29 protein-coding genes are annotated in these 26,923 nt (G+C 66.8%); 13 read left to right on the top strand and 16 right to left on the bottom strand.

The genetic code is table 11. The features are described from left to right. Nucleotides 1-3: 3 nt before the first annotated feature. Both D7316_RS22920 and D7316_RS22925 read right to left on the bottom strand, forming a co-directional pair. Nucleotides 4-1,608, bottom strand: a complete 1,605-nt coding sequence (locus tag D7316_RS22920; protein WP_124710312.1) for a class I adenylate-forming enzyme family protein — start codon at nucleotides 1,606-1,608, stop codon at nucleotides 4-6. Then, a complete protein-coding gene (locus D7316_RS22925; protein ID WP_124710313.1) occupies nucleotides 1,605-2,243 on the bottom strand; it encodes a nitroreductase family protein in 639 nt (212 codons plus the stop codon). Before D7316_RS22925 ends, D7316_RS22920 begins: the two co-directional genes overlap by 4 nt. A 154-nt stretch (nucleotides 2,244-2,397) precedes the next feature. On the opposite strand from D7316_RS22925, the gene D7316_RS22930 reads away from it, so the two are divergent. Then, complete coding sequence (locus D7316_RS22930; RefSeq protein ID WP_124710314.1) at nucleotides 2,398-4,401, top strand: flavin-containing monooxygenase; 2,004 nt, start codon at nucleotides 2,398-2,400, stop codon at nucleotides 4,399-4,401. Here the strand turns inward: D7316_RS22930 and D7316_RS22935 are convergent. Both D7316_RS22935 and D7316_RS22940 read right to left on the bottom strand, forming a co-directional pair. Then, nucleotides 4,313-5,368 carry a DUF2332 domain-containing protein gene (locus tag D7316_RS22935; protein WP_124710315.1) on the bottom strand — a complete coding sequence of 352 codons (1,056 nt, stop codon included), beginning with the start codon at nucleotides 5,366-5,368 and terminating at the stop codon, nucleotides 4,313-4,315. The genes D7316_RS22930 and D7316_RS22935 overlap by 89 nt on opposite strands. Further along, a complete protein-coding gene (locus D7316_RS22940; RefSeq protein WP_124710316.1) occupies nucleotides 5,368-5,712 on the bottom strand; it encodes a histone-like nucleoid-structuring protein Lsr2 in 345 nt (114 codons plus the stop codon). The genes D7316_RS22935 and D7316_RS22940 overlap by 1 nt, the downstream gene beginning before the upstream one ends. 294 nt (nucleotides 5,713-6,006) lie before the next feature. Between D7316_RS22940 and D7316_RS22945 the strand changes: the two genes are divergently transcribed. Next, entirely contained in the window at nucleotides 6,007-6,903 is an 897-nt protein-coding gene (locus D7316_RS22945) for an SGNH/GDSL hydrolase family protein (RefSeq protein ID WP_124710317.1), read from the top strand. 28 nt (nucleotides 6,904-6,931) lie between these two features. Here the strand turns inward: D7316_RS22945 and D7316_RS22950 are convergent, their stop codons facing one another. From D7316_RS22950 to D7316_RS22960, 3 genes are all read right to left on the bottom strand, one after another. Further along, complete coding sequence (locus tag D7316_RS22950; protein WP_232017036.1) at nucleotides 6,932-7,537, bottom strand: YdcF family protein; 606 nt, start codon at nucleotides 7,535-7,537, stop codon at nucleotides 6,932-6,934. 99 nt (nucleotides 7,538-7,636) lie between these two features. Continuing rightward, on the bottom strand, nucleotides 7,637-8,503 hold the full coding sequence (locus D7316_RS22955; protein ID WP_124710318.1) for a 1,4-dihydroxy-2-naphthoate polyprenyltransferase: 867 nt from the start codon (nucleotides 8,501-8,503) through the stop codon (nucleotides 7,637-7,639). A gap of 54 nt (nucleotides 8,504-8,557) precedes the next feature. Then, the gene (locus D7316_RS22960) at nucleotides 8,558-8,866 is read right to left on the bottom strand and encodes a hypothetical protein (RefSeq protein ID WP_124710319.1); all 309 of its coding nucleotides are present in this window, start codon (nucleotides 8,864-8,866) and stop codon (nucleotides 8,558-8,560) included. A 185-nt stretch (nucleotides 8,867-9,051) separates the two neighbouring features. Here D7316_RS22960 and D7316_RS22965 point away from each other — a divergent pair, with 185 nt between their 5' ends. After that, on the top strand, nucleotides 9,052-9,615 hold the full coding sequence (locus D7316_RS22965; RefSeq protein ID WP_124710320.1) for a hypothetical protein: 564 nt from the start codon (nucleotides 9,052-9,054) through the stop codon (nucleotides 9,613-9,615). 19 nt (nucleotides 9,616-9,634) lie between these two features. Here the strand turns inward: D7316_RS22965 and D7316_RS22970 are convergent, their stop codons facing one another. Continuing rightward, entirely contained in the window at nucleotides 9,635-9,997 is a 363-nt protein-coding gene (locus D7316_RS22970) for an Rv2640c family ArsR-like transcriptional regulator (protein WP_124710321.1), read from the bottom strand. Between the two features lie 99 nt (nucleotides 9,998-10,096). Here D7316_RS22970 and D7316_RS22975 point away from each other — a divergent pair, with 99 nt between their 5' ends. Then, nucleotides 10,097-10,573, top strand: a complete 477-nt coding sequence (locus D7316_RS22975) for an ArsI/CadI family heavy metal resistance metalloenzyme (RefSeq protein ID WP_124710322.1) — start codon at nucleotides 10,097-10,099, stop codon at nucleotides 10,571-10,573. Here D7316_RS22975 and D7316_RS22980 read toward each other — a convergent pair. The 4 genes from D7316_RS22980 to D7316_RS22995 form a co-directional block, all read right to left on the bottom strand. Then, the gene (locus D7316_RS22980) at nucleotides 10,539-10,991 is read right to left on the bottom strand and encodes an arsenate-mycothiol transferase ArsC (RefSeq protein WP_124710323.1); all 453 of its coding nucleotides are present in this window, start codon (nucleotides 10,989-10,991) and stop codon (nucleotides 10,539-10,541) included. The two genes, D7316_RS22975 and D7316_RS22980, sit on opposite strands and share 35 nt — an antisense overlap. 1 nt (nucleotide 10,992) lies before the next feature. Then, nucleotides 10,993-12,081, bottom strand: a complete 1,089-nt coding sequence (gene arsB / locus D7316_RS22985; RefSeq protein WP_124710324.1) for an ACR3 family arsenite efflux transporter — start codon at nucleotides 12,079-12,081, stop codon at nucleotides 10,993-10,995. Next, nucleotides 12,078-12,443, bottom strand: coding sequence for an ArsR/SmtB family transcription factor (locus D7316_RS22990; RefSeq protein WP_124710325.1), 366 nt, complete (start codon nucleotides 12,441-12,443; stop codon nucleotides 12,078-12,080). Before D7316_RS22990 ends, arsB begins: the two co-directional genes overlap by 4 nt. A gap of 63 nt (nucleotides 12,444-12,506) precedes the next feature. Beyond that, nucleotides 12,507-13,220 (bottom strand): GntR family transcriptional regulator, encoded by a 714-nt coding sequence (locus D7316_RS22995; protein ID WP_124710326.1) that lies wholly within the window; start codon nucleotides 13,218-13,220, stop codon nucleotides 12,507-12,509. A 108-nt stretch (nucleotides 13,221-13,328) separates the two neighbouring features. On the opposite strand from D7316_RS22995, the gene D7316_RS23000 reads away from it, so the two are divergent. The 6 genes from D7316_RS23000 (at nucleotide 13,329) to D7316_RS23025 (ending at nucleotide 19,856) form a co-directional block, all read left to right on the top strand. Further along, entirely contained in the window at nucleotides 13,329-14,066 is a 738-nt protein-coding gene (locus D7316_RS23000) for a phosphonatase-like hydrolase (protein WP_124710327.1), read from the top strand. Between the two features lie 39 nt (nucleotides 14,067-14,105). Next, nucleotides 14,106-15,071 (top strand): phosphate/phosphite/phosphonate ABC transporter substrate-binding protein, encoded by a 966-nt coding sequence (locus D7316_RS23005; RefSeq protein WP_124710328.1) that lies wholly within the window; start codon nucleotides 14,106-14,108, stop codon nucleotides 15,069-15,071. 3 nt (nucleotides 15,072-15,074) lie between these two features. Next, nucleotides 15,075-15,899, top strand: coding sequence for a phosphonate ABC transporter ATP-binding protein (phnC, locus tag D7316_RS23010; protein WP_124710329.1), 825 nt, complete (start codon nucleotides 15,075-15,077; stop codon nucleotides 15,897-15,899). An 80-nt stretch (nucleotides 15,900-15,979) separates the two neighbouring features. Further along, nucleotides 15,980-17,500 (top strand): phosphonate ABC transporter, permease protein PhnE, encoded by a 1,521-nt coding sequence (phnE, locus tag D7316_RS23015; protein WP_124711527.1) that lies wholly within the window; start codon nucleotides 15,980-15,982, stop codon nucleotides 17,498-17,500. Beyond that, nucleotides 17,476-18,513 (top strand): zinc-binding dehydrogenase, encoded by a 1,038-nt coding sequence (locus tag D7316_RS23020; protein ID WP_124710330.1) that lies wholly within the window; start codon nucleotides 17,476-17,478, stop codon nucleotides 18,511-18,513. The genes phnE and D7316_RS23020 overlap by 25 nt, the downstream gene beginning before the upstream one ends. 251 nt (nucleotides 18,514-18,764) lie before the next feature. Then, nucleotides 18,765-19,856, top strand: coding sequence for a GmrSD restriction endonuclease domain-containing protein (locus D7316_RS23025; protein ID WP_164473840.1), 1,092 nt, complete (start codon nucleotides 18,765-18,767; stop codon nucleotides 19,854-19,856). Nucleotides 19,857-19,889: 33 nt separating this feature from the next. On the opposite strand, the gene D7316_RS23030 is transcribed toward D7316_RS23025, so the two are convergent. The 4 genes from D7316_RS23030 to D7316_RS23045 form a co-directional block, all read right to left on the bottom strand. Further along, nucleotides 19,890-20,342, bottom strand: a complete 453-nt coding sequence (locus D7316_RS23030; RefSeq protein ID WP_124710331.1) for a hypothetical protein — start codon at nucleotides 20,340-20,342, stop codon at nucleotides 19,890-19,892. Between the two features lie 64 nt (nucleotides 20,343-20,406). Then, entirely contained in the window at nucleotides 20,407-21,621 is a 1,215-nt protein-coding gene (locus tag D7316_RS23035) for a DUF6745 domain-containing protein (protein ID WP_408610044.1), read from the bottom strand. A 129-nt stretch (nucleotides 21,622-21,750) separates the two neighbouring features. Further along, on the bottom strand, nucleotides 21,751-22,011 hold the full coding sequence (locus D7316_RS23040; RefSeq protein ID WP_124710333.1) for a hypothetical protein: 261 nt from the start codon (nucleotides 22,009-22,011) through the stop codon (nucleotides 21,751-21,753). Nucleotides 22,012-22,287: 276 nt separating this feature from the next. Further along, the gene (locus D7316_RS23045) at nucleotides 22,288-23,340 is read right to left on the bottom strand and encodes an FUSC family protein (protein ID WP_124710334.1); all 1,053 of its coding nucleotides are present in this window, start codon (nucleotides 23,338-23,340) and stop codon (nucleotides 22,288-22,290) included. A 147-nt stretch (nucleotides 23,341-23,487) separates the two neighbouring features. Between D7316_RS23045 and D7316_RS23050 the strand changes: the two genes are divergently transcribed. From D7316_RS23050 to D7316_RS23060, 3 genes are all read left to right on the top strand, one after another. Beyond that, complete coding sequence (locus D7316_RS23050) at nucleotides 23,488-24,417, top strand: LysR family transcriptional regulator (RefSeq protein WP_124710335.1); 930 nt, start codon at nucleotides 23,488-23,490, stop codon at nucleotides 24,415-24,417. Nucleotides 24,418-24,630: 213 nt separating this feature from the next. Further along, nucleotides 24,631-26,235 carry an acyl-CoA carboxylase subunit beta gene (locus tag D7316_RS23055; protein WP_124710336.1) on the top strand — a complete coding sequence of 535 codons (1,605 nt, stop codon included), beginning with the start codon at nucleotides 24,631-24,633 and terminating at the stop codon, nucleotides 26,233-26,235. 150 nt (nucleotides 26,236-26,385) lie between these two features. Then, on the top strand, nucleotides 26,386-26,889 hold the full coding sequence (locus D7316_RS23060) for a nitroreductase family deazaflavin-dependent oxidoreductase (protein ID WP_124710337.1): 504 nt from the start codon (nucleotides 26,386-26,388) through the stop codon (nucleotides 26,887-26,889). The last annotated feature ends 34 nt before the right edge of the window (nucleotides 26,890-26,923 follow it).

The raw sequence follows: 26,923 nt of genomic DNA on the forward strand, positions 1-26,923 counted from the left end.
CGATCATCCCTTCCCGTAGACCCGACGCAACTCTCGTTTCAACAGTTTGCCCTGCGGGTCGGTGGGCAGCTCGGCCAGGAGGTGCACCGTCTTGGGAATCTTGTACGACGCCAGATCCGCACGGCAGAACTCCCGCAGCTCATCCGCTGTCGGCGTCGCTCCGTCCTGCAGCACCACGAACGCGGTGACCGCCTCGGACCAGTAGTCATCGGGCAACCCGACCACCGCGGCGCGCTGCACATCGGGGTGGCTCTGCAGGATGCGTTCGACCTCCTGGGACGACACGTTGAAGCCGCCGGTCTTGATCATGTCCTTGCGTCGGTCGCGGAAGAAGAGGTTGCCGTCGTCGTCGACGCGCACGATGTCACCGGTGTGCACCCAACCGTCGGTGAAGACCGCTGCCGTGCGCTCGGGATCCTTGTGGTAACCGAGCATCACCGACGGTGTGCGGCAGAGCAACTCGCCCTCGGTCGCGTCGGCACCGTCGGCGTCGACGACCCGGATCTCCAGATGTCCCACCGGCTTACCGATCCAGGTCGGATCGTGGTCGGGCACATCCTCGAGTCTCTTGAACCAGCCCACCGAACCGAGCTGGGTCAGTTCGGACTGCCCCCAGTAGGTGCCCCACACCGACTCGGGTGTCGCGTCGGCCCAGGCGTCGACGGCGAAGGGCGACACCTGCCCGCCGTAGGTGAGGCAGCGACGCACCGTGCCCACCGTGTCGGCGCCGAAGTCCGCATGATTGGCCAACGCGATGTAGAACGTCGGCGTCTGGGCCAGCACCGAGATCTTCTCGTCCCGAATGACTTTCAGCGACTCACCAGGATCGGCCGACGCCGGCAGCACCAGGGTGGCGCCGAGGAGGGTGAGCGAGGTCAGGGACCCGATGCCGGCGATGGTGTGGAACGGCATGACGTAGAGCCACACGTCGTCCGGCAGACACCGCAGGCCCCACGTGTAGGCGGGCGCGGTGGAGATCAGGTAGTTGCGATGCGCGATCGCCACGCCCTTCGGTGCCGACTCGGTGCCGCTGGTGTAGACGATCATCGCGAGATCGTGTTCATCGACGTCGGCGTGCGGCTCGTCGTCGGACGCGTCGTCGACGAGGGATGCGAGCGATGGCCATGCCGGATCGGGCGAGTCGCCGACGACGATCACCCGTGCGCCGTTGCGCGTGGCGACCGGGGCGGCCACCGCAGCGTTCTCGGCGGCCACCACCAGCACCGACGGTTCGAGATGCTCGATCTGCTGGGCGATCTCACGTTCACCGAACAGCGGGCTGATACCGGAGTAGAAGGCGCCGATCTTGAGCGCGCCGTAGTAGGCGATGACCGACTCGACACGGTTGCGGCCCATCACCGCGACACCGTCGCCGCGGCCGACGCCCATGCTCTGCAGGACGTGGGCGAACCGGTTGGCGCGACGATTCAGCTCGGCGTAGGTGGTGGCGTGCCGGGTGCCGTCGGCGGCGTAGGAGACGATGGCCGCCTTGTCGGCCTGCGACTGCGCGAGCCGCCGGAGCTGGTCGCCGATCGTCGCCCGCCCGAGCAGCGATGACTGCGTCGGGGTGAGACCACCCCGGACGGTTTCGGTGGCGGCTGCACTCATGCGAACATCGGCGCGTCGTAGCTGTTCAGAAATGCGATGTCCTCGACGGGACTGCGGGTGAGCTTGTGCGGGAAGCCATCACGCGGGTAGCCGACTGCGACGTGCGCGGCCGTGATGACGCCGTCAGGGATGTTCAGCAGTTCCTTCACGGCGGGCTCCTCGGCGCACAGCAGGGTGGTCAGCGCCGAGGCCACGCCCTGTTCGCGCAGCGCCAGGGTGAGGTTCTGGACCGTCGGATAGATGGATGCGCCGCCCACCACGCTGAGGCGGCCCAGTTCGTGGTCGGTGGGATGGATGCCGTCGGATTCGGCGCAGACCACGATCATCACCGGGACGTCGGCGAGATTGTGTGCGAACTCGTTGGCGCTCTGGATCGTCTTGGGCACCGCGCCGACGGCCTTGCTGCCCTCGATGATCGCCGCGTAGTAGGCCTCCCAGTAGGGGAGATACAGCTCGGCCAGACGCTTCTTCACGGCGTCGTCGCGCACGACGACCCACCGGACCGGCTGGCGATTGCCGCCCTGCGGCCCGAACCGTGCGTTGTCGAAGGCCTGGTGCAGGACCTCGTCGGGCACGAACTTGTCGCTGAAGTATCGGCACGTCCCGGTCGACCGCATTGCCTCACTGAGTTCCATCACCACTCCTCGATTCGAGTTCTTACTAACCACAGTTAGCATGATGTGCATCACACTCGCATGGGTATCTACTGGTGTCAAGGGTCGTCGCGATCTGCATTTCCGGAGGTTGACGTGCAGGAACTAACCGTGGTTAGTATCTAACATGCCGCATATGCCTACGACCGAGCGCAACTCGGCAGCCGCGGACATCGCCCGCCTCCGGCAGGCGGTGTCGGCCGGCAACATCCCGACGCTGATCGCTGTGTTGGTGGAGTTGACGGGTGACGAGCGCTGGTTGTCCGACAGGTATCGCCCCACGAGGTCGCGGGGGATGGACGACAACAGCAGCGGCGGCCTGCCGCCGGAGGTCCGGCAGGAGATCTGTGACGCCGTCGTCGACGCCGTGCTCGCATGGCGGGCCGCCGGGTGTCCGCCGCGCCGGTTGCCGACCGAGGCGATGGTGGCGACTCTGCTGGACTTCACGTCCGGCGAGGAGGTGCCGCACGAGTTCAGTCCGATGATGGCCGAGATCGTCTGGGGTGCCGATGCACTCGACGGTCTCGAGACCGAACGGGCAGGCGACCACCTCACCGCCGTCGTCATCGGCGCCGGCGTCGCGGGCATGCTGATGTCCGTCCGGCTGGCGGCGGCGGGCATCGAGCACGTCGTACTCGAGAAGAATGACGACGTCGGCGGATCCTGGTGGGAGAACCGTTATCCCGGGGCCGGCGTGGACACGCCGAGCTACCTGTACTCGATCTCGTCGTTCGGTCACCACTGGTCGACGCACTTCGGCAAACGCGATGAGGTGCAGGGCTATCTGTCCGACTACGCCGGTCGGCATCGGATCCGCGAGCGGGTCCGGTTCGGTGTCGAGGTCGAGTCCGCGACCTACGACGCCGACACGCAGCACTGGTCGGTGCAGGCGCGTGACCGGGACGGATCTCGGGAGATGTTCCGGGCGCGCCTGTTGATCAGCGCCGTCGGCCTGCTGAACCGGCCGAAGATCCCACCGCTGCCCGGACTCTCCTCCTTCCGCGGCGATCTGTTCCATTCCGCGCACTGGCCGGAATCGCTCGACGAGCCAGGGGCGTTGCGCGGCAAGCGGGTCGCGATCGTGGGCTCCGGCGCGAGCGCCATGCAGATCGGCCCGGCGATCGTCGACGACGTGGCGTCGGTGACCGTCTTCCAGCGGTCTCCGCAGTGGATCGCACCCAACGACGACTATTTCGCCCCGGTCGGCGACGACGTCCACTGGCTGATGGATCATGTTCCGGGATACCAGGAGTGGTATCGCGCGCGGCTGTCGTGGATCTTCAACGACAAGGTGCATCCGACGTTGCAGGTCGATCCGGAGTGGACCGAGGAGACTGCGTCGATCAACGCGACCAACCACGGTCATCGCCAGTTCTATCTGCGCTACCTGCGTGAGCAACTCGGCGACCGCGACGATCTGATCGAGCTCTCGACACCCGACTACCCCCCGTTCGGCAAGCGGATGCTGCTCGACAACGGGTGGTACTCGATGCTGCGCAGACCGAACGTCGAACTGGTGCCGCGGGCGGTCCGTGAGGTCACGCCGACCGGACTCGTCGACGACGACGGCGTCGAGCGGGACTTCGACATCGTCGTCCTCGCAACCGGTTTCCACAGCGACCGGTTTCTGTACCCGATGGACGTCCGAGGGCGCAGTGGGCGGTCGACGGTCGAGGCCTGGGGCGAGCACGACGCCTACGCGTACCTCGGCATCACGGCTCCCGACTTCCCCAACCTGTTCATTCTCACCGGTCCGAACACCGCACTCGGCCACGGCGGCAGCTTCATCACCATCCTCGAACGTCAGGTTCACTATGTCGCAGATGCGATCTCGCTGATGTCCAAGGAGAACCTCGGTGCCCTGGAGGTCCGGGCCGATGTCACCGCCGAGTACAACCGCGCCGTCGACGAGGCGCACGCCCGCATGGTGTGGACTCATCCCGCCATGACCAATTGGTACCGCAACGACGACGGCCGGGTCGTCGCGGTGCTGCCGTGGCGGATCATCGACTACTGGACGATGACCCGTTCGGTCGATGCGGCGGACTTCGTCAGTGAGCCAACCAGGCGAGCATCGCACCCCGCGACCAGCAGCGGCCGACCGCCTCGGCCCGCATCATCGAGTGGTCGAACACCGTGACACCGATGATGCTGTGGCCGGAGGCGTGTCGGTCACCCATCGTCGGGACGGATGGCGCGACGCCGACCCCCTCCACCGACACCCACGCCACCGGCCGATCGGTGGCCGCCTCGTCGAGGCGCTGCAGGAATCGCAGACGACGCTCGAGCGGTAACCGGGACAGCGACCACGTGGTGGTGACGACGGGGAGTGCGTCCGAGGGCACCCGTGCGACAGCGTCGGGCAGCACGTCGACGACGTCGCCGGGGACCAGCACCGGTGGGGCGGCCGCGGCCAGCGTCAGCTCCGCCCGGAGCGCCGCGGCCCGTTCCGGTTGATCGGGTGGCACGCAGGCGCGTAGCCAGCGGGTGTCGTCGTCATCGGTCGAATCCAGCGGATCGACGTCCACGAGGACTCGGGCGACCACCTCCGGGACAGCCGTCGTCGGGACGACGCGATCGCCCACGATCGATGCCGACTGCTGCACCGGGGATGACATGTCGCCCAACGATTGTCCGTTGCTGTAGGTGATCCCGACGCGGTCGACGGCGAGGTTCAGTCCGACCGGATTGCCCACGTCGATCAGTCCGATCACAGATGCGCCGACACGGTGCGCCGTCGCGGCGATCGACGGATACAGCACCGGGTGGCGCCCGGTCTCGTCGAGCCGCACCTTGCGGCTCTCCGCCAGGGCCACAACGGTATCCGTCATGCGGCGCAAGGTGTCCATCGCGGCGTCTGCGGCCGCACCGCGATCCCCGTCGGCATAGGCGGCGGCGAGTTCCGGAGCGCGACCGGCCAGCGCGAGATCGTGCAGCGCGGCGAGGATCAGTGCGGGAGAGCGTTTGCGGGCGGGAGCGGTCCCGATGGCACGCAGCGCATCGTCGGACTCGCTGATCGCGACGGCAACCCGCGTATACAGCGCCGACGTCCCGGGGGCGTCGACCTCACCGAAGCGTCGGTAGACCTGTGCGAGGTCGTGGGCCACTAACGAGCGAGGTAGGCATCGACGACGTGGTCGGGGAGGCGGCCGCGATCGGAGACGTCATGTCCGTTCTCGCGTGCCCACTCGCGGACCTGCTTGGTGTCGACGCCGGCGGTCGATCGCGCACGGCGCGTCGTCGCCTGCCTGCGTCCGCCCTTGCGGCGGGAACGGGTCAACAGTGTCGACACCGGAACGCGCCCGCTCTCGATGCGTTGGAGATTGGCTGTGCTGGTGTCGAACTGGTAGTCGACGCCGCGCCACGACCAGTCGACGACATTGAGGTCATCGACGTCGAGGGGTTTGCCGTCGATGTCATCGGTGATTTCGTATCGTGTAACGGTAGCCATGTGCGTGAGTGTTCTCCGAGGTCGGGGTCCAGGTCTTCCGGCCACGCGGCTCCAGCGGAAGTGATCGATTCCCCTCGAGCCGCGCGTACCGAGCTCGATTCCCCACAGTCGACTCGTGGCGCCTGAGCAGTATCGCACAGCGATCACGCCGCTGTCGTTCATTCGCACGGCTAACCGCCCACGATGTGATACTTGTGGCGCGACCACCCGGGTAACGCCCGCCGACCACACACCGATCCACATCTCGACTCAACGAAACACATGCCGGGCAGGCGTGTCAGGAAGGACCTCGAGATGGCACGGACCCGCGTCGCAACCATGATCGCCATCCTCAGCGTCGTGGCCATGGTCGGTGCAGGAATTGCGATCGCCGAGATGAGAAGTCCGACAGTGAACGCGGCCGCGCAGGCCGAGCATCCGTCGCTGAAGTATGTGGCACTGGGCAGTTCCTACGCGGCCGGCCCCGGCGTGCAGCGGCTGACCGACAAGGGCTGCCTGCGGACCGCCGACAACTATCCCCATCAGATCGCGGCCGCGCGCGGCATGGCGCTGACCGACGTCAGCTGCTCGGGCGCGACCACCGCCAACATCCTGCACACGCCGCAGGCGCCGCACGCGAAGCGTCCGCAGATCACCGCGGTCACCGCCGACACCGATCTGGTGACCATCACGATCGGCGGTAACGACCTCGCCTACATCGGGCGCGTCGCCGCCCAGGGCTGTGCCAACATGGCGTCGACCGCAACGGCGGGCACCGTGATCAGCGGTTGCCGCCCGGGTCAGCGCATCCGCACCGAGCCGACGGCCGCCGACTATGCCGCAGTGGAGCAGGCGATCATCACGATCGTCTCCGAAGTCCGTTCCCGCGCACCGCATGCCGACGTCGTCCTGGTCGACTATCCGCCGTTGCTCGATCAGCACGCGCGGACCTGCGCACAGATCCCGCTGACCGCCGCCGAAGCCGCCGAGACCGTCCGCGTCTACAACGGGCTGGTCGCCGCCACCGCACGTGCAGCCGGGGCCACCGGCGTCACCCTGGTCAAGGCGTCGAAGGCCGGCGCGGCGCACACGGCGTGCTCGTCGCAGCCGTGGCTGCTCGGATTCGAGCCGCCGTCGCCATATCACCCCACCGAACTCGGAAAGACCGGCGTGGCGCGGCTGGTGCTGCGGGCATTGCGTGGGGACGTCTGACCGATCGCCGGGACCGTGTCGGCGGCCCCTACGTGTCGCACCCGATCACGACCGCCTTCGCGAGCCCACCGAACTGATACGCATACTGGTACGCCCACTGCGAGATCGGTCGCGAATAGTCGCGCGGGACGCTGCGCATGATGACCTGTCCGTCGAAACACTGTCCGAAGATGTAGCGGGCGCGGACCAGGTGATAGCGCCAGCTGATCACGATCACCGACTTCCAGCCGCGTTCCTCGGCCATCCGTTGGGTGAACATGGCCTCGCCCTGGGTGGTCGAGGGGTTCGGGGCGAAGCAGATGACCTCGACGGCCGGTGTGCCGGCGTTGCAGACGCGATCCATGATCCGTTTGTCCGAACTCGTGTACGGCGGAGCGTAGGGCCGGTAGGGATCGGAGATCAGTACGGTGTCGGCGTAGCCCTCCCGGGCGAGGCGTAACCCGTAGTCCTCGCGGCCGTCGTGTTCGCCGCCGAGCACGACGATGGCGTCGGCCTTGCGCAGGTCGTCCTGGTGCTCCCGCTGGAACAGCTGATAGCCGAGTCCTGCCGCGACCACCACCATGACGAGTACGCAGACCATCACCCCGAGCACGGTCGACCACAGCCGACGACGTCGCATCGCCTTCTTGGGCATCAGCGAGCAGGCGGTGTGGCGGCGGGCATGTGGCGAATTCTGCCCCGCGCGGGCATGCCGGGCAGCCCGGAGTAGGTCACATCACATCCGGCCGGTCGGTCAGACGACCAAACCCACCGTGGTCAGGACCGCCCAGAGCAGCATCGCCTGGCCGGTCGCACCGAGCGAGGGGATGAGGCCGGGGCCGACGGCGCCGGTCCGCACCGGCCGATAGGCGATCCAGATCAGGGGTGCCGCGAGGAGGCCGATCAACGCCCACGGCGTCGCCGCGATCAGCGCGATGCTCACCACCAGCGGCACCGCGAGGAGCGCGCCGAACATCAGTCGGGTCCGCTTGTCGCCCAGCCGGACCGCGAGGGTGATCTTGCCGGACTCGGTGTCGCTCGGGATGTCGCGCAGATTGTTGACCACCAGGACGGCCGACGAGATGGAGCCGATGGCGATCGCGCACAGCAGGCCGATCCAGTCGACGGCGCCGCTGACCACGTACTGGGTGCCGAGCACGGCGACGAGCCCGAAGAACGTGAACACGGCGATCTCCCCGAGGCCGATGTACCCGTAGGGCTTCTTGCCGCCGGTGTAGAACCAGGCGCCCGCGATGCAGATCGCACCCACGAGTACCAGCCACCAGGCGGTGGTGATCGCGAGGATCAGGCCGCACACCGCGCCGATGCCGAAGCAGAGGAATGCCGCGTTCTTCACGGCGGCGGGGGAGGCCGCTCGCGAGCCGACCAGTCGCATCGGGCCGACGCGGTCGTCGTCGGTGCCGCGCACGCCGTCGGAGTAGTCGTTGGCGAAGTTGACGCCGATGATCAGCGCGACCGCGACGATCAGCGCGAGGGCTGCCTTCCACCAGACGACGTCGCCGAGGTCACGCACTGCGCCGACGCCGACGATCACCGGCGCGATCGCGTTGGGCAGCGTGCGCGGGCGTGCGCCCTGTAACCACTGCTTCGGGGTTGCCATCCTGCCGATCTTTCCACGCCACCGAAGTGCTGGTGCGGATGGTGTGCCCGGTGGTCAGGATCTGCGGCGACCTCGACGACGCTGCGCCCAGCGCCGGCCCGCCGACGTCTCGGTCCGCCACAGCGCCCACCCGGCGATCGCGAATCCGGCCACCGACAGCAGGTCCGATTCGGTAACCCCGTGCCGGTCGCTGATGACGACCAACGTCGCACCTTCGAGCGGTCCGTTGAAGACGATCCAGGCGCCCGCCACCACGATGAGCACCGCCGCCGACAGCCGTCCCGGGCGCGCCAGGCACCAGGCGCCGCACGTGAAGAGCAGCGCCATGAGCACCAGCGCATGGAACGGGTCGATCGATCGCATTCGTCCAGTATCCAGTGGTCACCTGAGTGGGTTCACAGGAAATGCGGCGTCAACGTGGGATTGCCCACAGCGCAACGTGAATTCGTCCTCTGCACGACCCATCCGCAACTGGTAGCTTCCGAACCGCAGGATGAAGACCATTCACGATCAGCATTCACATTCACACGATCTTCGGGGAGATTGAGATGAAGAATTCACTGACCACACGTATGGCCGGGATCGCGCTCGCAGGAGCGATCGGTATCGCCGGTTTCGCCACCGCTCCGGCCTTTGCGGAGCCGTCTGCGGCCGGCCCGGCGGCGACGTCGCCCGCCGAGGTGACACCCGGCGCCGGGGTCGACTGGCGTCTGGTCCAGCAGAATGCCGCGGCCGCCGGCGATGCACAGGGTGCCGCCGCCGCGGCGTGGATTCTGGGCGAGCACACCTCCACGACGCCGACCGCGCTGGACAAGAGCAATCTCTCGTCTGCTGTGCTTGCGGCAACCCGTTATTCGCCGGTCGCCGATGAGTCCTCGAGCGGCTCGTCGTCGGGGTCCGCCGGGTCGTCGAGCGGCTCGGCAAGCGGATCGTCCGATCTGATCGAGCAGGCCGTCGATGACTTCTTCGACAATTTCGACTGGGAGACGGTCACCGTCCCACTGTTGTCGATCTTCCTTCAATCGCAGGGTATCCCCGCGATCATCGCAACCCCGCTGGCGCAGATCATCTGGGGTGCGATCGAGGCCACCTTCCCGCAGCGCGCCGTGTGACGAGTCTCGTTTCAATGCTTCATCGACACGTCGAGCCGGCACCGAGGACCGCGCACAATGCCTGTAGCGCTTCGGGTTGCGCGCGGTAGTAGACGTTCATGCCGCGACGCTCCGGTGTGACCATGCCCGCCTTCTTCAGTTGGGACAGGTGATGGCTGGTGGTGGCCTCGGTCAGCCCCACGGCGGTGGCGAGGTCGCATGTGCACACCTCGCCCTGCTCGTCGGTGAGCAGCAGTGACATCAGCGTGATCCGCGCCGGGTCGGCAAGTGCCTTGAGCCGCAGTGCGATTTCGAGTGCCGCGTCGCCGTCGAGCGGCGCCGCCGAGACCGGCGTGCAACAGATCGGTGCGCTGATGTCGATCACGGGCAATGTCTTCGGCATGCATCCAACGTACCCAAGGCGTTGACATATGTCGAAAAGGTCGGCATCCTGGGCTCGTCGGAAGTAATTCGATATATGTCTCACACGTGGAGGTTTGTGATGTCCCGGATGCAACTCGCGCTCAACGTCGGCGACCTGGATCAGGCGGTCGAATTCTATTCGAAGCTGTTCGCCGTTCGGCCGGCCAAGCTCAAGGAGGGGTACGCCAACTTCGCCATCGCGGAGCCGCCGCTGAAGCTGGTCCTGCTCGAGAACCCGGGAAAGGGCGGCACGATCAATCATCTCGGCGTCGAGGTGGAGTCCAGCGAGAAGGTCCACGCCGAGATCGCACGTTTACGTGGCGAGGGACTCTTCACCCAGGAGGAGATCAACTCCACGTGTTGTTTCGCGACCCAGGACAAGGTCTGGGTGACCGGACCGGCGGACGAGAAGTGGGAGGTCTACACGGTGCTCGCGGACTCGGATACATTCGGGACGAGTCCGAACCTGTTGGCGGACAATGATGATCCGAAACGCGGCGCGGTGTGCTGTGGGGGCTCCGTCACGGACGCTGCACAGGACGCGGCCTGCTGCTGACGGACCCGAGTCGGCGGGCGAGGTCGGCGATGCGACCGGCGATCTCGTCGCGGACCAGGCGCATCCGGTCCATGCCCTCGATCCCGCGCAGCGACGGTTCGTCTGTCTCCCATACCTCGACGGTCGCGCCCTCGGGTGCGGTCACCCGTGCTGCGGTACCGATGACAACGGTCAGATCGGCTGCGCGCATCAGTGCGTCGGTGAGCTGACGCGGCTCGTGTGTTGAGATGTCGACGCCCACCTCGGCCAGCACGGCGGTCGACAGATCATTCGGTGCGGCACCGATCTTCGCCGCGGTTCCCGCCGACGACGCGGTGAAGGCGCCAGGTGCCATCTGCTGCGCGAGTCCCTCCGCCATGACCGACTTGCCGCGGTTGCTCACGCAGACGAAGAGTACCGAGGGTCGCGGTGACGGCATGTCAGACCTGCCCCGTCACGCTCTCGGACCGCACCGGTCGCGCGAACCTCTTGCGCAAGGCCAGTGAGACATACACCAGTCCGACGAGCACGGGTACCTCGATGAGCGGTCCGATGACCCCGGCAAGCGCTTGACCTGACGTTGCGCCATAGGTGGCGATGGCGACCGCGATCGCGAGCTCGAAGTTGTTGCCGGCCGCGGTGAATGCGAGGGTGGTGGTGCGTGCGTAGCCCAACCCGAGCGCCGCGCCCGATGCGAACCCGCCGCCCCACATCACCGCGAAGTAGATGAGGAGGGGGATCGCGATGCGCACGACATCCCATGGCTGCGAGGTGATCTGATCTCCTTGCAGAGCGAACAGGATGACGATGGTGAATAGCAGCCCGTAAAGCGCCCACGGGCCGAGTCGGGGCAGGAACGTCGCCTCATACCACTCGCGCCCCTTCGCGCGTTCACCGAGACGTCGGGTCAGGTAGCCCGCGAGTAGCGGAATCCCGAGGAAGATCAGCACCGATTTGGCGATCTGCCACGGTGAGGCGTCGATCGTCGTCTGCTCGAGTCCGAGCCAACCGGGTAGCACGGAGAGGTAGAACCATCCGAGCACGGCGAACATGACGACCTGGAACACCGAGTTCAGGGCCACCAGTACCGCTGCGGCCTCGCGGTCGCCGCAGGCCAGGTCGTTCCAGATGATCACCATCGCGATACATCGGGCCAGGCCGACGATGATCAGGCCGGTACGGTACTCCGGCAGATCCGGGAGCAGCAGCCACGCCAGCGCGAACATCAATGCCGGTCCCACAACCCAATTCAGCACCAGCGACCCGATCAACAGGCGCCGATCACCGGTCACGGCATCGAGGCGGTCGTACCGTACCTTCGCCAGGACCGGGTACATCATGATCAACAACCCGATCGCGATGGGCAACGAGATGCCGTCGAGTTCGATCGAGGCGAGAGCGTCGCCGAGTCCCCGAACTCCGCGACCCAGCAACAGACCGGCGACCATCGCGGCACCTATCCAGACCGGCAGGAAGCGATCCAGCGTCGACAGGCGTGCGACGACAGCGGTGTCCGTCGAACTGCTCACCCCGGCACCTCGCACGACCGGGCCTCACCCGTGACGGTTGCCAGGTCACCGAGCACGGCGATGGCCGCGGTCAACGCCTCGGTGTCGACCCGGTAGTAGACCCACGTCGCCCGACGTTCGCTCGTCACCAGGCCCGCCTCGCGGAGCACCTTCAGGTGATGCGAGATGGTCGGCTGGGAGAGATCGAACGACCCCGAGATGTCGCAGACGCATGCCTCGCCGCCCGGATGTGCCGCCACCTCGCTCAACAGGCGCAGTCGGACGGGATCGCCCAGGGCCTTCAACACCGCCGACGTCGCCGACGCGTCGTCGGCGCTGAGTCCGCGGCCCACCCCGGAGACCAGGAGGTTCTGATTCGACATCTGTCTATATTGACAAGAATCGAATCAGAAGACAACCGCCCGGTCGGCCCCGCCGGTGATCGACTACGCGTGCATCGTGGTGGTGAAGGTCATCCGGTCTCCGCGGTACAGCGAACGCCGATGTTCGATGGGAATGTCGTTCTGGTCGTATGAGACCCGGTTGAGCAGAAACATCGAGGTTCGGGCGTCGACGTGCAGGAGCGAGGCCTCGCGTGCGTCGGGCAACGTCGTGTCGATGGTGTCGACGGTGCGGGCGAAGTCGATTCCGTAGTCGCGGATGGCCGCGTAGAGCGACGACGGGGTGTCGAAGTTCTCGACCAGCCCTGGGTAGCGCCGCTCGGGCAGGCGGGTGCGCTCGAGGCCCACTCGCACCCCGTCGACGGTGAGGACGCGCTCGAGTTGGATGATCGGATCCCCGGTCTCGATCTCGAGATGGTCGGCCAGCGTGTCATCGGCGTGGAAGTGGCTCCAGGCGATGAGGATTCGGCTGGCGTCCCGGCCGCTCTCCCGGGCGGCCTCGGTGTACGAGCCGATCGACAACTGGTGAACGATCTTCGGTCCGGCGACCACGGTGGCCCGGCCCCGTCTCTCGATGCGGCCCGCCAGCAACAATTCGCGCAGGGCTTGGCGCACTGTCTCGCGCGCGACCGCGAATGTGTCGGCGAGTTCGCGTTCGGCAGGGAACGGATCGCCTTCGCTCAGTTCGTCGAGCATCTTGTCCAACTGTGACCGCACGACTTGATGCTTGAGCATTCTCGGCTCGTCGGTGGTGGCCATGGCGAAATGATACCCGACCGTGGTCTAGACCAAATTGTCATCGCGCGTTCATGTGACGTTCGCGTAATCCGCACCGATTGGTCTATACCAAAGGACACTCTGTGGACCATGGAATCCACTACTGCGACCGAGGCGGACGTGCGGCGCCTCGGATCATTCAATGTTTCTGCCGTCGAACAGATCTCGCTGGCGGTGTTCGACATGGCCGGTACCACGGTGACCGACGACGGTCTGGTCGTGCATGCCTTCGAGGCGGCTGCCACCGCTGCGGGAATGCCGGTGGACGGGCCGGAACGCCTACACGGCCGCCAGTTCGTTCTCGACACGATGGGGCAATCGAAGATCGAGGTCTTCCGCGCGCTCCTCGGCTCGGAAGACCGTGCGCAGACGGCCAACGCGGCCTTCGAGGACACCTACAACAAGGCCATCGACGGCGGCGTGACGGCGGTGCCGGGCGCTGCGGAAGCGATCGGTCGGTTGCGCGCGGCGGGGATCACCACCGCGTTCATCACCGGATTCAGCGCTCCGACCCAGGACCGGATCGTACGGGCCCTCGGGTGGCAGGACCTGGCCGATCACGTGCTGGCGCCCGGCGACGGGGTGCGGGGCCGCCCGTACCCGGATCTGGTGCTGGCCGCGGCGTTGCGCGCTCAGGTCGACGACGTCGCGCATGTCGCAGTCGTCGGCGACACCAGCAGTGACATCCTGACCGGCCGGCGTGCCGGCGCGGGTGTCGTCGCCGGAGTTCTCACCGGCGCCCACGACGTCGACGCTCTGCAGGCCGCAGGTGCGACGCATGTTCTCGACTCGGTGGCCGACGTCGCGGCCCTGCTCCTCCAGTTCTGATCTCCCATCATCGATCTCGCCCAGAAAGGCATCCCAGTCATGAAGGTTCGCGCTCGTCGCACTCTCGCCACCGTCGCTGCCGCGTCGTCCCTGGCTCTCGTCGCCGCCGGCTGCTCCGGGTCGGACTCCGGTTCGACCACCGCACAGGGGTTTCCGGAGACCATCACCTTGGCCGCCATCCCGGCCGAGAACTCCACGGATCTCAAGGCCAGCTACGACCCGGTGATCAAGGTGCTGGAGAAGGAGACCGGATCGAAGGTCGAGTTCGTCCAGGCCTCCGACTATGCCGGCGTGGTCGAGGGCATCATCGCCGACAACGTCGACCTGGCGTTCTTCGGTCCGTTCGCCTACGTCGTCGCCGGGCTCAACGGGGCGAAGATGACTCCGTTGGGCGCGGTCATCAAGGACAAGGGTGAGCAGCCCGGCTACAAGTCCTACGGGCTGACTCGTGCCGACAACGCGTCGGTCAACAACCTCGCCGACTTCGCAGGCAAGAAGGTGTGCTTCGTCGACCCGAGTTCCACGTCCGGATTCCTGTACCCCACTGCTGGTTTGATCGAGAGCGGTGTCATCGAGTCCGGCAGTGAGGCGGACGTGTCGGCCGGGGTCACCCCGATCTACGCCGGTGGACACGATGCCTCGGCGCTGGCGATCGCCTCCGGCGACTGCGACGCCGGCTTCGCGTTCGACACCATGGTCGACAAGACGATGATCGAGAAAGGTGAGCTGAAGCCGGGACAGCTGAAGACGGTGTGGAAGTCGGAGACCATCGCCGGTTCGGTGTTCGCCGCCAACGACTCACTCGGGCCCGACGCGATCGCCAAGCTCGAGAAGGTCTTCAGCGAGCAGGTCAATGCGGACTCGATGAAGGCCGCCGGCTACTGCGACGGCGACTGCCGCATCACCGACGAGCGTGCATGGGGTGTGGTAGCGGCCTCCGACAAGGACTACGACGGGGTGCGCCACGTGTGTGACGTGACCAAGTCCGAGAAGTGCCAGGGCTGAGGCATGTCATCGCCACTGCACGCTCCGACGGTCGCGGGTGACGACCGGGTCGTCCATGCCCGGGAGGTGACCAAGAAGTTCGGCGGTGTCACCGCGCTGGACTCCGTCTCCCTCGACGTCCACCGCAGCGAACTCCTCGTCCTGCTCGGCCTGTCCGGTTCCGGCAAATCGACGTTCCTTCGATGCCTCAACGGGCTGCATCCGCCGACCTCGGGCAGCATCGAAGTGCGCGGCACCCGAGTCGATCTCGCCGGCGGCCGCGATATCCGGGCGCTGCGGCGCGACGTCGGATTCATCTTCCAGCACTTCAATCTCGTGGGTCGGCTCAGTTGCCTCGAGAACGTCCTGATCGGCGGTCTCGGACGACTGAGCGTGCCCCGGTACGGCGCGCTGACGTATCCCCGGTCGATGCGGGCCGAAGCACTGGCCCATCTGGATCGCGTGGGGCTGGCGGACTTCGCGGCGCGGCGGGCAGACACCCTCTCCGGGGGTCAGCAGCAACGGGTGGGCATCGCCCGGACGCTGATGCAACGCCCGAAGCTGCTGCTGGCCGATGAACCGGTCGCCTCGCTCGATCCGGAGAACGCCGGCGTCGTCATGGATCTGCTGTTCCAGGTGTGCGTCGAAGAGAAGCTGACCGTGGTGTGCACACTGCACCAGATCGACCTGGCCATGGGGTGGGCGCACCGCATCGTGGGGCTGCGCGGGGGCCGGAAGGTGCTCGACCGGCCCGCCGTCGGCTTGTCTCGCGACGAGGTGATGGGCATCTACCAGCGCGTGGATCCACTCTCCCTGCCTGCATCCACACCGGCACGGGGACCATTGTGAACACCACGCTGACCACGCGGCCGACCGATCCCGGCCCGCCGACCACCACCCCGGCGGGAGGACGCTCGGCGCGGGTGTTGATGCCCGCGTTGGCGATCGGCGGACTTGTCGCGACCCTGGTCGCGGCCTGGTGGATCGATTTCGCCCCGGGAACGTTGATCAGCGGATTCGAGAACATCGTCGCTCTGGTCGAACGAATGTTGCCGCCACGCGTGGACGACCCCGGCCGTATCGGCGTGCTCGCCTGGGAGACGTTGCTGATGGCTGTCCTGGGGACGGTCCTCGCGGCGGTCGCGTCGGTTCCGCTGGCGTTCTTGGCTGCCCGCAACACGACTCCGCATCCCGTCGTCCACACCGTCGCCCGCGGCGTCATCACCTTCTGCCGGGCGATGCCGGACCTGCTGTTCGCGGTCTTGTTCGTCCGCGCGTTGGGTATCGGTGTCCTGCCCGGTGTGCTGGCCTTGGCGCTGCATTCCATCGGTATGCTCGGCAAGCTGTTCGCCGACGCCATCGAGCAGACCGACCCGGGTCCGCGGGAAGCGGTCCGCAGCACCGGCGCGGGATACCTCCGGGAGATGATCAATGCTGTCCTGCCGCAATGTGTCCCGGCATGGATCGCCGCGTTCATCTACCGGATCGACATCAACTTGCGGATGTCGGTGGTGCTCGGATTCGTCGGCGCCGGTGGCATCGGCTTCGCGCTGCAGGACGCGTTGCGCGGATTGATCTATCCGCGGGCGCTGGGCATCGTGCTGGTCATCCTGGTCATCATCGCGGCAATGGAGTTGGTGGCCATCGCGATCCGTCGCGTGCTGCTCGCACCGTCGACCGCCGACCCGCGTCGCGACCGGATCGCGCGCACGGTGTTCTCTACCGCGGTCGTCGTCACCACCATCCTCGCCCTGATGGTGCTCGGGATCACCCCGTGGTCGCTGGTCACGTGGATCGGACCGTCGATCGAGGTGTTCGGCCGGATGATCCCGCCCGACTTCGGTGCACTCGGCGACACGTTGGTCACCGCAGCGGCCCAGACCGTCGCGATCGGCATCGTGTCCACGGCGATAGGTGCGGTGCTGTCGATACCGGTCGGCATTCTCGCCGCACGCAACGTCACCCCACACCCGTCGGTCTACTGGCTCGCTCGCGCCTGGATTCTCCTGGTGCGGGCGGTTCCGGAACTGATTCTGGCGGTGGTCTTCGTCGCCGCACTCGGGCTGGGGCCGGTCGCCGGAACCTGTGCGCTGGCCATCGGATCGATCGGCTTCATGGCGAAACTGGTCGCCGACGGCGTCGAGGAGATCGACCCGGGACCGATGGAAGCCGCCCGCGCCGTCGGATGTGGTTGGTGGAAGACGCTGTTCGCCACCGTGATCCCGCAGGCGATGCCGTCACTCATCGGGTCCGGGCTCTATCTGTTGGACGTCAACATCCGTACCTCCACCGTGCTGGGCATCGTCGGGGCCGGGGGCGTCGGATTCCTGTTGTTCGAGTCGATCAGAACCCTGAACTTCGACGTTGCCGGCGCGATCGTCATCGTCATCTTCGTCATCGTCTACTCCATCGAAAGGTTGTCCGGGTGGATTCGTTCGCGCCTCGTCTGACCCGTGCCGCCGTCTGGCGCGGCGACCGTGTCGATCTTGTCGACATGGTGATGCCGCGACCGGTCAGAGATGAAGTGGTGGTGCGGATTCGCCTGGCCACCGTGTGCGGCAGCGACCTGCACACGGTGACGGGACGTCGGCAGTCGCCGTGTCCGTCGATCCTTGGTCACGAGTCGGTCGGCGATGTGGTCGCGACCGGCCCCGAGGCGTCGGTGGCCGTGGGGGAGAGGGTGATCTGGTCGGTCACCGTCGTCTGTGGGCAGTGTGCCCGCTGCCGACAAGGCTTTACGGCGAAATGTGAGCGGGTACGCAAGGTCGGGCACGAACCGTTCGACGGGGACTGGCCGCTGTCCGGCGGATATGCCGAGCACATCCTGCTGCCCAGCGGAACGACGATCGTGACGGTGCCCGATCGGATGCCGGACGCCGTCGCCGCGCCGGCAGCGTGCTCGACGGCCACCGTCATGGCCGCCCTCGAACAGGCCGGCGAGCTCCGTGACCGCCGGGTGCTGGTCGTTGGTGCCGGGATGCTGGGCGTGACCGCAGTCGCCGCCGCCACCGAGCGCGGCGCGCACGTCCTGATCGCCGAGCGAGACAGTGAAAGACGCTCATCAGCAGAGAGTTTCGGTGCTTCCGCGGATGACGGAGAGCCGGTGGACGCCGCGATCGACTTCACCGGGTCGGCCCAGGCCGTCCGCGCCGGGTATCACCGCCTCGACGTCGGCGGTGTCCTCGTCCTGGCGGGATCGGTGGCGCCCGGCCCGACCCTGGCCATCGATCCCGAGCAGGTCGTCCGCCGATGGTTGACGATCCGCGGCATCCACAACTACGAACCGCGACATCTGCAGCAGGCGGTCGACTTTCTCGACGCCACACGTCACCGGTACCCCTGGGCGGACCTGGTCACCGAACCGGTTGCGCTGGCCGACATCGCCACCGCGTTGCGACCACCGCCGGTGGGCAGGCTCCGCGTGGCGGTCGCCGGACAGACCGCCGATCAGCTCGGCGGGTGAGTCGAGACCGCTACTGCCCCGTCGGCAAACCGAACGCCGCGAGAACTGTCTTGCTCCACAACTGCTGTCCTTGCGGATTCGGCGCGCTGCCGGGGGCCACACCGTTCTGGCCGCAGCTGCAGCGTCTGGCCGCACTTCCACCCCCAAGCCGGAACACGAAGCTGCGGCCAGAATGGTGGTCCGCGGGTAACGAGCGGGTAGCGTCGACCGATGAGTAGGTGGGCAGTGTCGAGGTAGCAAAAGGTGACGATGTGAACGCGCAACCGAAGTCGGGGATCTCGCGCAGCAGTTGGACGGCTCTCGGAGCCGCAGTGGTCGTGGCGACCGGTCTCATCACGGTCGCCTCCTTCTCGGGCACCGGTGCGGCTGACTCCGACGTCACCCAGGCAGCCGCGACGTCGACGACGTCGGCGCCCACCACCGGCACGTCCACCTCGACGTCGGCACCCGGGCCGACGCTGAATCCCGTGGTCGTCGCAGGTCCCACGACGTTGTCCGCGCCGGCCGCCGACCGTTCGCTGGCGAAACTGGAGACCCTGGCCGTCAAGGGTCGCGCCCCGAAGACCGGATACTCACGCGACCAGTTCGGGCAGTCCTGGACCGACGACGTGACCGTCGCCGGCGGGCACAACGGCTGCGACACCCGCAACGACATCCTGCGCCGGGACCTCGCGCCGATCGTCCTGAAGCCCGGCTCCAACGGGTGCGCGGTGCTGAGCGGAACCCTCGACGATCCGTACACGGCCACCCGTATCCAGTTCATGCGCGGCAAGACGACGTCGTCGGCGGTGCAGATCGACCATGTCGTCGCACTCTCGGACGCGTGGCAGAAGGGCGCCCAGCAGCTGAGTCCGATGGAGCGTCGCAACTTCGCCAACGACCCGCGCAACCTGCAGGCCACCGACGGTGCCGCGAACCAGCAGAAGGGTGCCGGCGACGCCGCCACCTGGCTCCCGTCGAACAAGTCGTATCGCTGCGTCTACGTGACCCGTCAGATCGACGTGAAGTCGATCTATCGCCTCTGGGTGACGCAGGCGGAGAAGGACGCGATGGTGCGGATTCTCGCGGGCTGCGGCGGAACCCCGGTGGCGTCGACGCCCCCGACGTCCGACCTCTCGGAAACCGCGACGCGCACCGCCACACCGGCGCCCGCCTACACCCCGCCGCCGTCGACGCAGCGGCCGATGTATGTCGCGCCGCCGCCGGCGGGGGATGACGGCGGCAGCACCTACTACGCCAACTGCTCGGCGGTCCGCGCCGCCGGCGCCGACCCGATCCGTGTGGGTGAGCCCGGGTACCGACCGGGCCTGGATCGTGACGGTGACGGCGTCGGCTGCGAGTAGCGGCGAGACCGAAATGGTGCCGACAGATGACGGTCAGTCGGCGACCATCTGCACGGCATACAACCCGGCGGTGCTGCGCTCACGTTGCCTGCGGATCACGTACCGACCCGGCGCGATGCCGGTTGCGCCGTGCTCGGGATGGATGAGGTAGGCGGTCACCTTGGTGTCGAGAATGCCTAGGGCCAAGCCGCTTTCGTCGGCGACCGGGGACGTCCAGGTGCATCGCCCATCCTCGGCGACCAAGCTGTGCGGATTGCCACCGGCGGCACTGCGGAGGAGTTCCACCCCGGACAGCGGAACCCCGACTGCGCGGCTCCACGGCACCGTGTTGACGGTCTCGGCGAGCACCGCGTGCGGCACCACGATGAGGTCACCCTGGGCCTGCATGCCGTCGATCACCGGGATGGCGAGGGACCGGTCGAGATAGTCGAAGACATCGAGTCCGGAGAGCTCGGTGAGGTCGGAGAGGGTCATGGTCGAGTTCATGTGATCACCTTGGTTGTTGTTGTTGTTGTTGCAGAACAGAATCGGACAGTCGGGAGGAACGCGGTCAGGTGCGTCGGGCCAGTCGGGCATAGTCGGCGCCACGGATGCCGTAGGTCCAGCCCGCGGCATCGAGAGCGGTCGGGACAAAACCGGGCACCTGCAACCCGTAGCGACGACGATGGCCGTCGCGTTCCCGAGATCCGTTGACCGCGAGCAGGATCTTCCCGTTGGTCCGCCACGCTGCGGGTGTGGTGTAAAGCTGCAGGGTGCAGCCGTCGTTGCCGGGATCGGCCGACTGGTCGATCAGGGTCAGGCCGGCCATGTCGACGTAGGTGTCCCAGCCGATCCGCTCGATCGCGGATCGTCGGATCTCGATGTTTCGTTCCCGCGCAATGCGTTCGGGTGTCGGGTCGTGCACCACCCAATCGGGGACGATGGTGCCGTGCAGAACATGAACCGCGGCGCCGTCGATGAACTCGACAGCGGACCGATCCGCATGGTGCAGCCAGCGTTCGTTGTGCACACCGCCCGGCGTCGGTTCGGTGTGCAGCGCGGACGGCCGTTCCGACATCACGCACACATCGTCGAACGCCCACCACCAGCCCGTGGAGGTCACCAGCGTGGACTGGATCTCGTGCAACTCGAGGTCGTCGGGCGACGATCGGATCCGGCTGTGCCGCAGCAGCACATCGCAGACCGCGACACGGTGCGCTTCCTGCTGGCCGTACCAGGTGACGAGTCCGCTGAACGACGTCGTCAGTGTCCTGATCGCCGGCCCCACGCCGTCGAACAGGCTGGTACGCAACGGATCTTGCACGGTGGAGCGGAGAATGACGCCGAGGTCGACGCCGGCGTCGAGCGCATCTTCCGGCGACATGAGGCGAGCTGCCTCGATCGCGAGGCGGATTCTTGGTCTGTGCCACCTGTCGTTGGGGACGCGGGTGGTCAGTCGCGTGCGCGACGAGGAGATCATCCCGGCGATGTGATGACCCACACCGTCGTCGGTCAGGGAGGTGTTCGACGCGAGGTTCTCGGCCGCGATCAGTGTCGATGCCGCCCGCGGGGACGGCACCCAGACGAACTCGGGTTCGGCGCGACCCGAACGTCGATACAGTTGTGTGACAGCCGATTCCGCTGCGGATCTATCGCTGCGACGAGTGGAGAAACCGTGCTCGAGCCAGGCGTCGCGGATCGCCGAGATACCGACGGGAGCTTGCTGAGATGGATTGCTGGGAGTGACTCGATCGTGAGTCCATGAATGGAACGGCACGGCGCTCACGCGATGGTGGCGGTGTCCGCCTTTCCGGTAGTCATAGCACTCAAGAGTGGCACTGAAATCGGACCGGCGCAAGTGTGCATGCGAAAAATACTGTCATGCAGCTGCTTTCGTATGCGGACAGTAGCGCGATCAGTCGACGGGAACGCACACGAACGTGATGCACACTGCCTTCGGGACGTCAGGCAGCGGGAAGATCGGTACCAGGGGAACCGGGAGCAGCGGAACCGGGAGGAGGGGTACCGGCAGATCGGGAACCACGATGGTGGCCGCATCGTGCGACGCGGTCAGCGGCACTTCTGAGGGTGCTGCCGATGCGATCGGCGCCAGGGACATCGTTGCCGCTGCGCCGAGAGCGACGCCGACGGCGACCTTACGGATGCTGATGGTCATGGCTGCTCTCCTCTGGAGATGTCCGATCTGAGATCAGACCACTTGTTGTGGTGCATCGAAAGATTCGTTGCCGACGCTAACTAGTTCGGGTCGTCGGGCCCGCGTCAACAACCTGCCTTCCGAGTGCTGGGGCTCTCGAGGTCAAGTTTCTCACATGCGGGCTTTGATATCGATAAAAATCTGTGGAGATCGCGATGGACACTGTCCGTCAAGCGAAGGACGGGCGGGCCGGGTCCACTCGTCACGGGCTGGTTGACGTCGACTCTGGCCGCACCTTCAGATTCTGGCGGCAGTTCCGGCTCCAAGCCGGAATGTGGAGGTGCGGCCAGAACGTCGCCCCGGCACCACAACCACCACAACGACCCCCATCACCACACCGATCAGACTGTCGACCCCTCGCGCGGAGAGCAGAGCGACCGGATCGGACGGCCCGGCGAGCTCGGTCATCAGCATCACCAGCGGGGTGAAGAATCCGATCGCGATCGCGTAGTGGCGGGTCATGAAGAGTTCGGTCGGGAACAGCAGCACCATCATCAGCGAGGCGAGAGCGGCGGGGCCGAGGCCCACCGCGAGAACAGCTGCGGTGACGCCCAATCCGACAATCGTGCCGACGATCCGGTGCAGTGCGCGGAGCGCCACCAGCCGCATCTCGCCGTCGCGCCGACCGAGATCCACCGCACCGAGCGGCACTGCTGCGGCGGCCATCGCCCAGTTCGCGTGATCGAAGCCCAACGACATGCCCAAGGTGCCGGCGCTCCCGACCGCGATCGCGTAGCGAACGGCATGCACGGTCGCCCCGCGCGGAAGGCGACGGATGGGCGACGAGCATCGGCCGCCCAGTGGGACCCCGATATGCCCGACGACGACAGCCAGGGCTGCGGACCCGGCGCAGATCCCGATTGCCACCAGCGGCGGCACGGGGTTCGGCGAGACTGTGGCGGTGGCTCCCATCGCGAACAGGAAGTAGAACGGTCCGACCGGCCGTAGTCGGAGCAGATCGGCCAGCATCGAGCCTGCAGCCGCGAAGGTGGCGCCGACGACGATGAGCACCCAGCCGGGAACCATCGCAGCCGCGAGCGTCACCCCGATCGTGACGCCGACGGTGAGCAGGCACCCGGCTTCCAGCTGATGGCGCAGGCGGGCGGCACCGCTGTCGGTGCGGCCGTACATGCCGGCGAACGAGCCGAACGCCGCGTACACCATGAGCTCGGGTCGTCCGGCGATGAGCAGCGCGATGCCGGGGATCGCGAGCCCGACCGCGACGCGGAGCGCGTGCCGGTGATCATTTGCGTCGGGTCGCAGACCCGACCGTCCCCCTCGTGTCTCCACGGTCGATCTCCGTTCGTCGTGTGCGTCGCGCAGTCCGCGGCGTACCGACGCTGCCCTGCCATGATCCGTGGATGGTGGGTGAAGCGTCCAAGACCGAGTACCAGTCGGTCGATAGGACTCACCTATCGCCCGTGCTAGAACGGGTGGGTGCAGTTCCGTCAGCTCGAATACTTCGTTGCCCTCGCACGCGAGCAGCACTTCGCGCGGGCCGCGGCCGCGTGCTACGTGTCCCAGCCGGCGTTGTCCGAGGCGATCCGCAAACTCGAGCGAGAACTCGGCGTGCCGTTGGTGCGGCGCGGATCGAGCTTCGAGGGACTGACACCGGAAGGGGAGCGTCTGGTGTTGGGGGCGCGCCGGATTCTGGCCGAACGCGAATCTCTCGAACACGAGGTCGCGGCGCTGCACACCGGCTTGACCGGTGAGCTCCGCATCGGCGTGATCCCCGCGGCGACCACCGCGATCGCCGACCGGGTCGACCCCTTCTGCGCAGCGCATCCGCTGGTGCGGCTCCGGATCGAGTCGGCCTTGCGATCGGCCGACATCGTGGAACGCCTACGCAGGTTCGAACTCGACATCGGCATCCTCTACACCCAGGGTGTCGACACCACCGGCCTGGTGAAGCGACCGCTCTACGACGAGCAGCATGTGCTCGTCGTCGGCAACGACCTGCTCCCGGGCCGGACCGGCGCGGCCACGTGGGCTGACATCGCCGAACTCCCGATGTGTTTGCTACACAAGGGTATGCGCGGTCGTGACCGGATCGATGAGGCGGCGACGGCGCACGGCGTGACGATCACCCCGCGCCTGGAGGCCGACTCGATCTCCACGTTGCTGGCCTTCGTCTCGCGGGGTGGCTGGGCCAGCATCGTTCCCCGCGTATGGGTGCAGCGCCGCGGAGCTCCGACCGATTTCCGGGTCGTCGAACTCGAGGATGAAGCCCTCAGTGGACACGTTGCGCTCGTCCGCGTCGACGTCGAGCCGGCTTCGGTGCTGGTGAAGGCCTTCGAGGACATGGCCATGGTTCTGGCCGCACCTCCAGCATCCGGCCGCATCACCAGTTCGAAGCCGGAAGCCTGAGCTGCGGCCGGAACCGCGCCCGGTGGCCCGATTATTCGCCCGAATTGCCTCTGGACAGACAGTGAGCCATCCCATAGGTTTGCCTTACGCCTCCGAAGGTTACTGATCGGTAGGGCGTGGGGGTAGTGCCGCGGCGTCACATTTGCGACGCGGAAGTTCTTACGTGGGGCGGCGTTTCGGCATTCCTGCGGATCTCATTCCGGAAGTGACGACATGACCGCAAGCGCACACGATGACCGCCGGCCGCATGCGCAGTGGCAGGTGACCGCAGACCAGGCGACCACGGCCGGCAAGCTGGCCGAACTGCGCCGACGACTGGACCAGGCGCGGGAACCCGCGGGCGACATCGGCGCGGCGAAACGAGCGGCCAAGGGCATACCGAGTCCGCGAGAGCGGATCGCGATGCTGGTCGACGCCGGGAGCTTCGTGGAGATCGGTGCGCTGGTCAAGCAACCCGGAACTCCCGACGCCTTGTACGGCGATGGCGTGGTGACCGGTCACGGCACCGTCGACGGCCGACCGGTGGTGGTGATCGCCCATGACCAGACGGTCTTCGGCGGATCGGTGGGCGAGATGTTCGGCCGCAAGGTGGCCACCGCGATGGAGAAGGCGGCGGCAATCGGTTGCCCCTTCATCGCCATCAACGACTCGGGCGGTGCGCGCATCCAGGACGCGGTGACATCCTTGGCGTGGTACGCCTGGGTGAGTCGTCGGCAGCACATGCTGTCGGGACTGGTGCCGCAGGTGTCGGTGATGCTCGGCAAATGCGCTGCAGGAGCGGTGTATTCGCCCATCAACACCGACGTCTTGATCGCCACGAAGTCGTCGCACATGTTCGTCACGGGTCCCGAGGTGATCCGGGAGACGACCGGCGAGGAAGTGACCCTCGACGAACTGGGGAGCGCCGCCACCCAGGCCCAGAACGGCAACATCCATCACGTCGCCGAGGACGAGCGGGCGGCATTCGATTGGGCGCGTGCGTACTTGAGCTTCATGCCGTCGAGCTGTTTCGAATCCGCGCCACTGGTCAATCCCGGGCTGGAGCCGGGGATCACCGCTGCGGATCGTGAACTCGACAGCATCGTGCCCGACGAACACAACGTCGGATACGACATGTACGACGTCCTGCTGCGGTTGTTCGACGACGGTGATCTGCACGAGATCGGCGATGGTGTGGCCGCCAACATGATCACGGCGTTCGCCCGCGTCGATGGGCGCAGCGTGGGAGTCGTCACGAATCAGCCCATCGTCGCCGCCGGTGCGATCGACGCTCGTGCGTCCGACAAAGCCGCGCACTTCATCCGACTGTGCAATGCGTTCGGTCTGCCGTTGATCTTCGTCGTCGATACGCCCGGCGTGCTGCCGGGTGTGGAGGAGGAGCGCATCGGCGTCATCAAACGCGGCGGCCGCTTCTTCTACGCCGTGGTGGAGGCCACGGTGCCGATCGTCACGGTGATCGTGCGCAAGGCTTTTGGTGGTGGCTACGCCGTCATGGGATCCAAGCAACTCGGCGCCGACATCAACCTCGCATGGCCGACCGCCCGGATCGCCGTGATGGGTGGTGAGGCCGCCGTCGGTCTGACACAACGTCGCCAACTGGAGTCGGTGCCCGAGGAGGATCGCGCGGCCGTGCGCGCGCAGATGGTCGACTTCTACAACACCACCGTCGCGACACCGTGGGTGGCCGCCGAACGCGGTTACATCGACGCCGTGATCGAGCCGTCGCAGACCCGACTGGAGATCCGCAGGGCGCTGGCGATGCTCGCCGACAAGGACGGTCCGCGGACGGAACGCAAGCACCTGCTGATGCCGCTCTGAACCGGATCCCATCACCGGCCGGCTGATTCGAGGACCCGTCGGACCGTGAGCCGTTTGATTGACGCGTAACACCCTGTGTCCGCACTGCTGGGCCCGTCCAGACCTCGCTGATCAGCAGTTTTGGGCGCCATGAGTTGCTAGAGTCGCGGGATGCCGATCCCGCCGCAGAGTCTCGTCGCCGACAATGTCGCCAAACGCGGTATCGGGAAGTTCGCGTTCACGCCGGTCGGCCAATGGTTGCTGCGCAACCTGTCGCCGCGGGTCGATCCGCCGCTGATCCGGCTCACGCATGGCCGGGTGAGTTCGATCGGTCCGTGGCCGCGATTCCTTCTGCTGACGCACACCGGCGCCAAGTCGGGGATCGAGCGGGTCACGCCGCTGCTCTATTTCACCGACGGGGATCGGGTCATCCTGGTCGCCTCCAATTACGGCGGCAGCCGCCACCCTTCGTGGTACCACAACGTCAAGGCCAACCCCACGGTCCGGCTGTATGGCAAAGGCATCGACGGCGAGTTCCGCGGTGAAGAACTGACCGGCGCCGACCGTGACCGCCTGTGGACCACCGCCAAGGAATGGCTGCCCGGCTATGAGACGTACGACGCGTGGTCGGGCGATCGCCGGATTCCGCTGCTCGGGTTCACGGCGGTTGACTAGGTGACTCGGCTGCTCGCGCTGCGACACATGTTGA

It is taken from the genome of Gordonia insulae (genome assembly GCF_003855095.1).
Classification (GTDB): Bacteria; Actinomycetota; Actinomycetes; order Mycobacteriales; family Mycobacteriaceae; genus Gordonia; species Gordonia insulae.

Bases quoted from the DNA above. Each gene is read 5' to 3' on its own strand.
- D7316_RS22990 (WP_124710325.1), bottom strand. From the start codon at position 12,443: ATGTCGAATCAGAACCTCCTGGTCTCCGGGGTGGGCCGCGGACTCAGC.
- D7316_RS23000 (WP_124710327.1), top strand. From the start codon at position 13,329: ATGGAATCCACTACTGCGACCGAGGCGGACGTGCGGCGCCTCGGATCA.
- D7316_RS22950 (WP_232017036.1), bottom strand. From the start codon at position 7,537: ATGCCCAAGAAGGCGATGCGACGTCGTCGGCTGTGGTCGACCGTGCTC.
- D7316_RS23060 (WP_124710337.1), top strand. From the start codon at position 26,386: ATGCCGATCCCGCCGCAGAGTCTCGTCGCCGACAATGTCGCCAAACGC.
- D7316_RS22965 (WP_124710320.1), top strand. From the start codon at position 9,052: ATGAAGAATTCACTGACCACACGTATGGCCGGGATCGCGCTCGCAGGA.
- phnC (WP_124710329.1), top strand. From the start codon at position 15,075: ATGTCATCGCCACTGCACGCTCCGACGGTCGCGGGTGACGACCGGGTC.
- D7316_RS23040 (WP_124710333.1), bottom strand. From the start codon at position 22,011: ATGACCATCAGCATCCGTAAGGTCGCCGTCGGCGTCGCTCTCGGCGCA.
- D7316_RS22975 (WP_124710322.1), top strand. From the start codon at position 10,097: ATGTCCCGGATGCAACTCGCGCTCAACGTCGGCGACCTGGATCAGGCG.
- D7316_RS22960 (WP_124710319.1), bottom strand. From the start codon at position 8,866: ATGCGATCGATCGACCCGTTCCATGCGCTGGTGCTCATGGCGCTGCTC.
- D7316_RS23030 (WP_124710331.1), bottom strand. From the start codon at position 20,342: ATGAACTCGACCATGACCCTCTCCGACCTCACCGAGCTCTCCGGACTC.
- D7316_RS23055 (WP_124710336.1), top strand. From the start codon at position 24,631: ATGACCGCAAGCGCACACGATGACCGCCGGCCGCATGCGCAGTGGCAG.
- D7316_RS22980 (WP_124710323.1), bottom strand. From the start codon at position 10,991: ATGCCGTCACCGCGACCCTCGGTACTCTTCGTCTGCGTGAGCAACCGC.
- D7316_RS22995 (WP_124710326.1), bottom strand. From the start codon at position 13,220: ATGGCCACCACCGACGAGCCGAGAATGCTCAAGCATCAAGTCGTGCGG.
- D7316_RS23005 (WP_124710328.1), top strand. From the start codon at position 14,106: ATGAAGGTTCGCGCTCGTCGCACTCTCGCCACCGTCGCTGCCGCGTCG.
- D7316_RS22930 (WP_124710314.1), top strand. From the start codon at position 2,398: ATGCCTACGACCGAGCGCAACTCGGCAGCCGCGGACATCGCCCGCCTC.
- D7316_RS22945 (WP_124710317.1), top strand. From the start codon at position 6,007: ATGGCACGGACCCGCGTCGCAACCATGATCGCCATCCTCAGCGTCGTG.
- D7316_RS22940 (WP_124710316.1), bottom strand. From the start codon at position 5,712: ATGGCTACCGTTACACGATACGAAATCACCGATGACATCGACGGCAAA.
- D7316_RS22970 (WP_124710321.1), bottom strand. From the start codon at position 9,997: ATGCCGAAGACATTGCCCGTGATCGACATCAGCGCACCGATCTGTTGC.
- D7316_RS22955 (WP_124710318.1), bottom strand. From the start codon at position 8,503: ATGGCAACCCCGAAGCAGTGGTTACAGGGCGCACGCCCGCGCACGCTG.
- D7316_RS22920 (WP_124710312.1), bottom strand. From the start codon at position 1,608: ATGAGTGCAGCCGCCACCGAAACCGTCCGGGGTGGTCTCACCCCGACG.
- D7316_RS22925 (WP_124710313.1), bottom strand. From the start codon at position 2,243: ATGGAACTCAGTGAGGCAATGCGGTCGACCGGGACGTGCCGATACTTC.
- phnE (WP_124711527.1), top strand. From the start codon at position 15,980: ATGCCCGCGTTGGCGATCGGCGGACTTGTCGCGACCCTGGTCGCGGCC.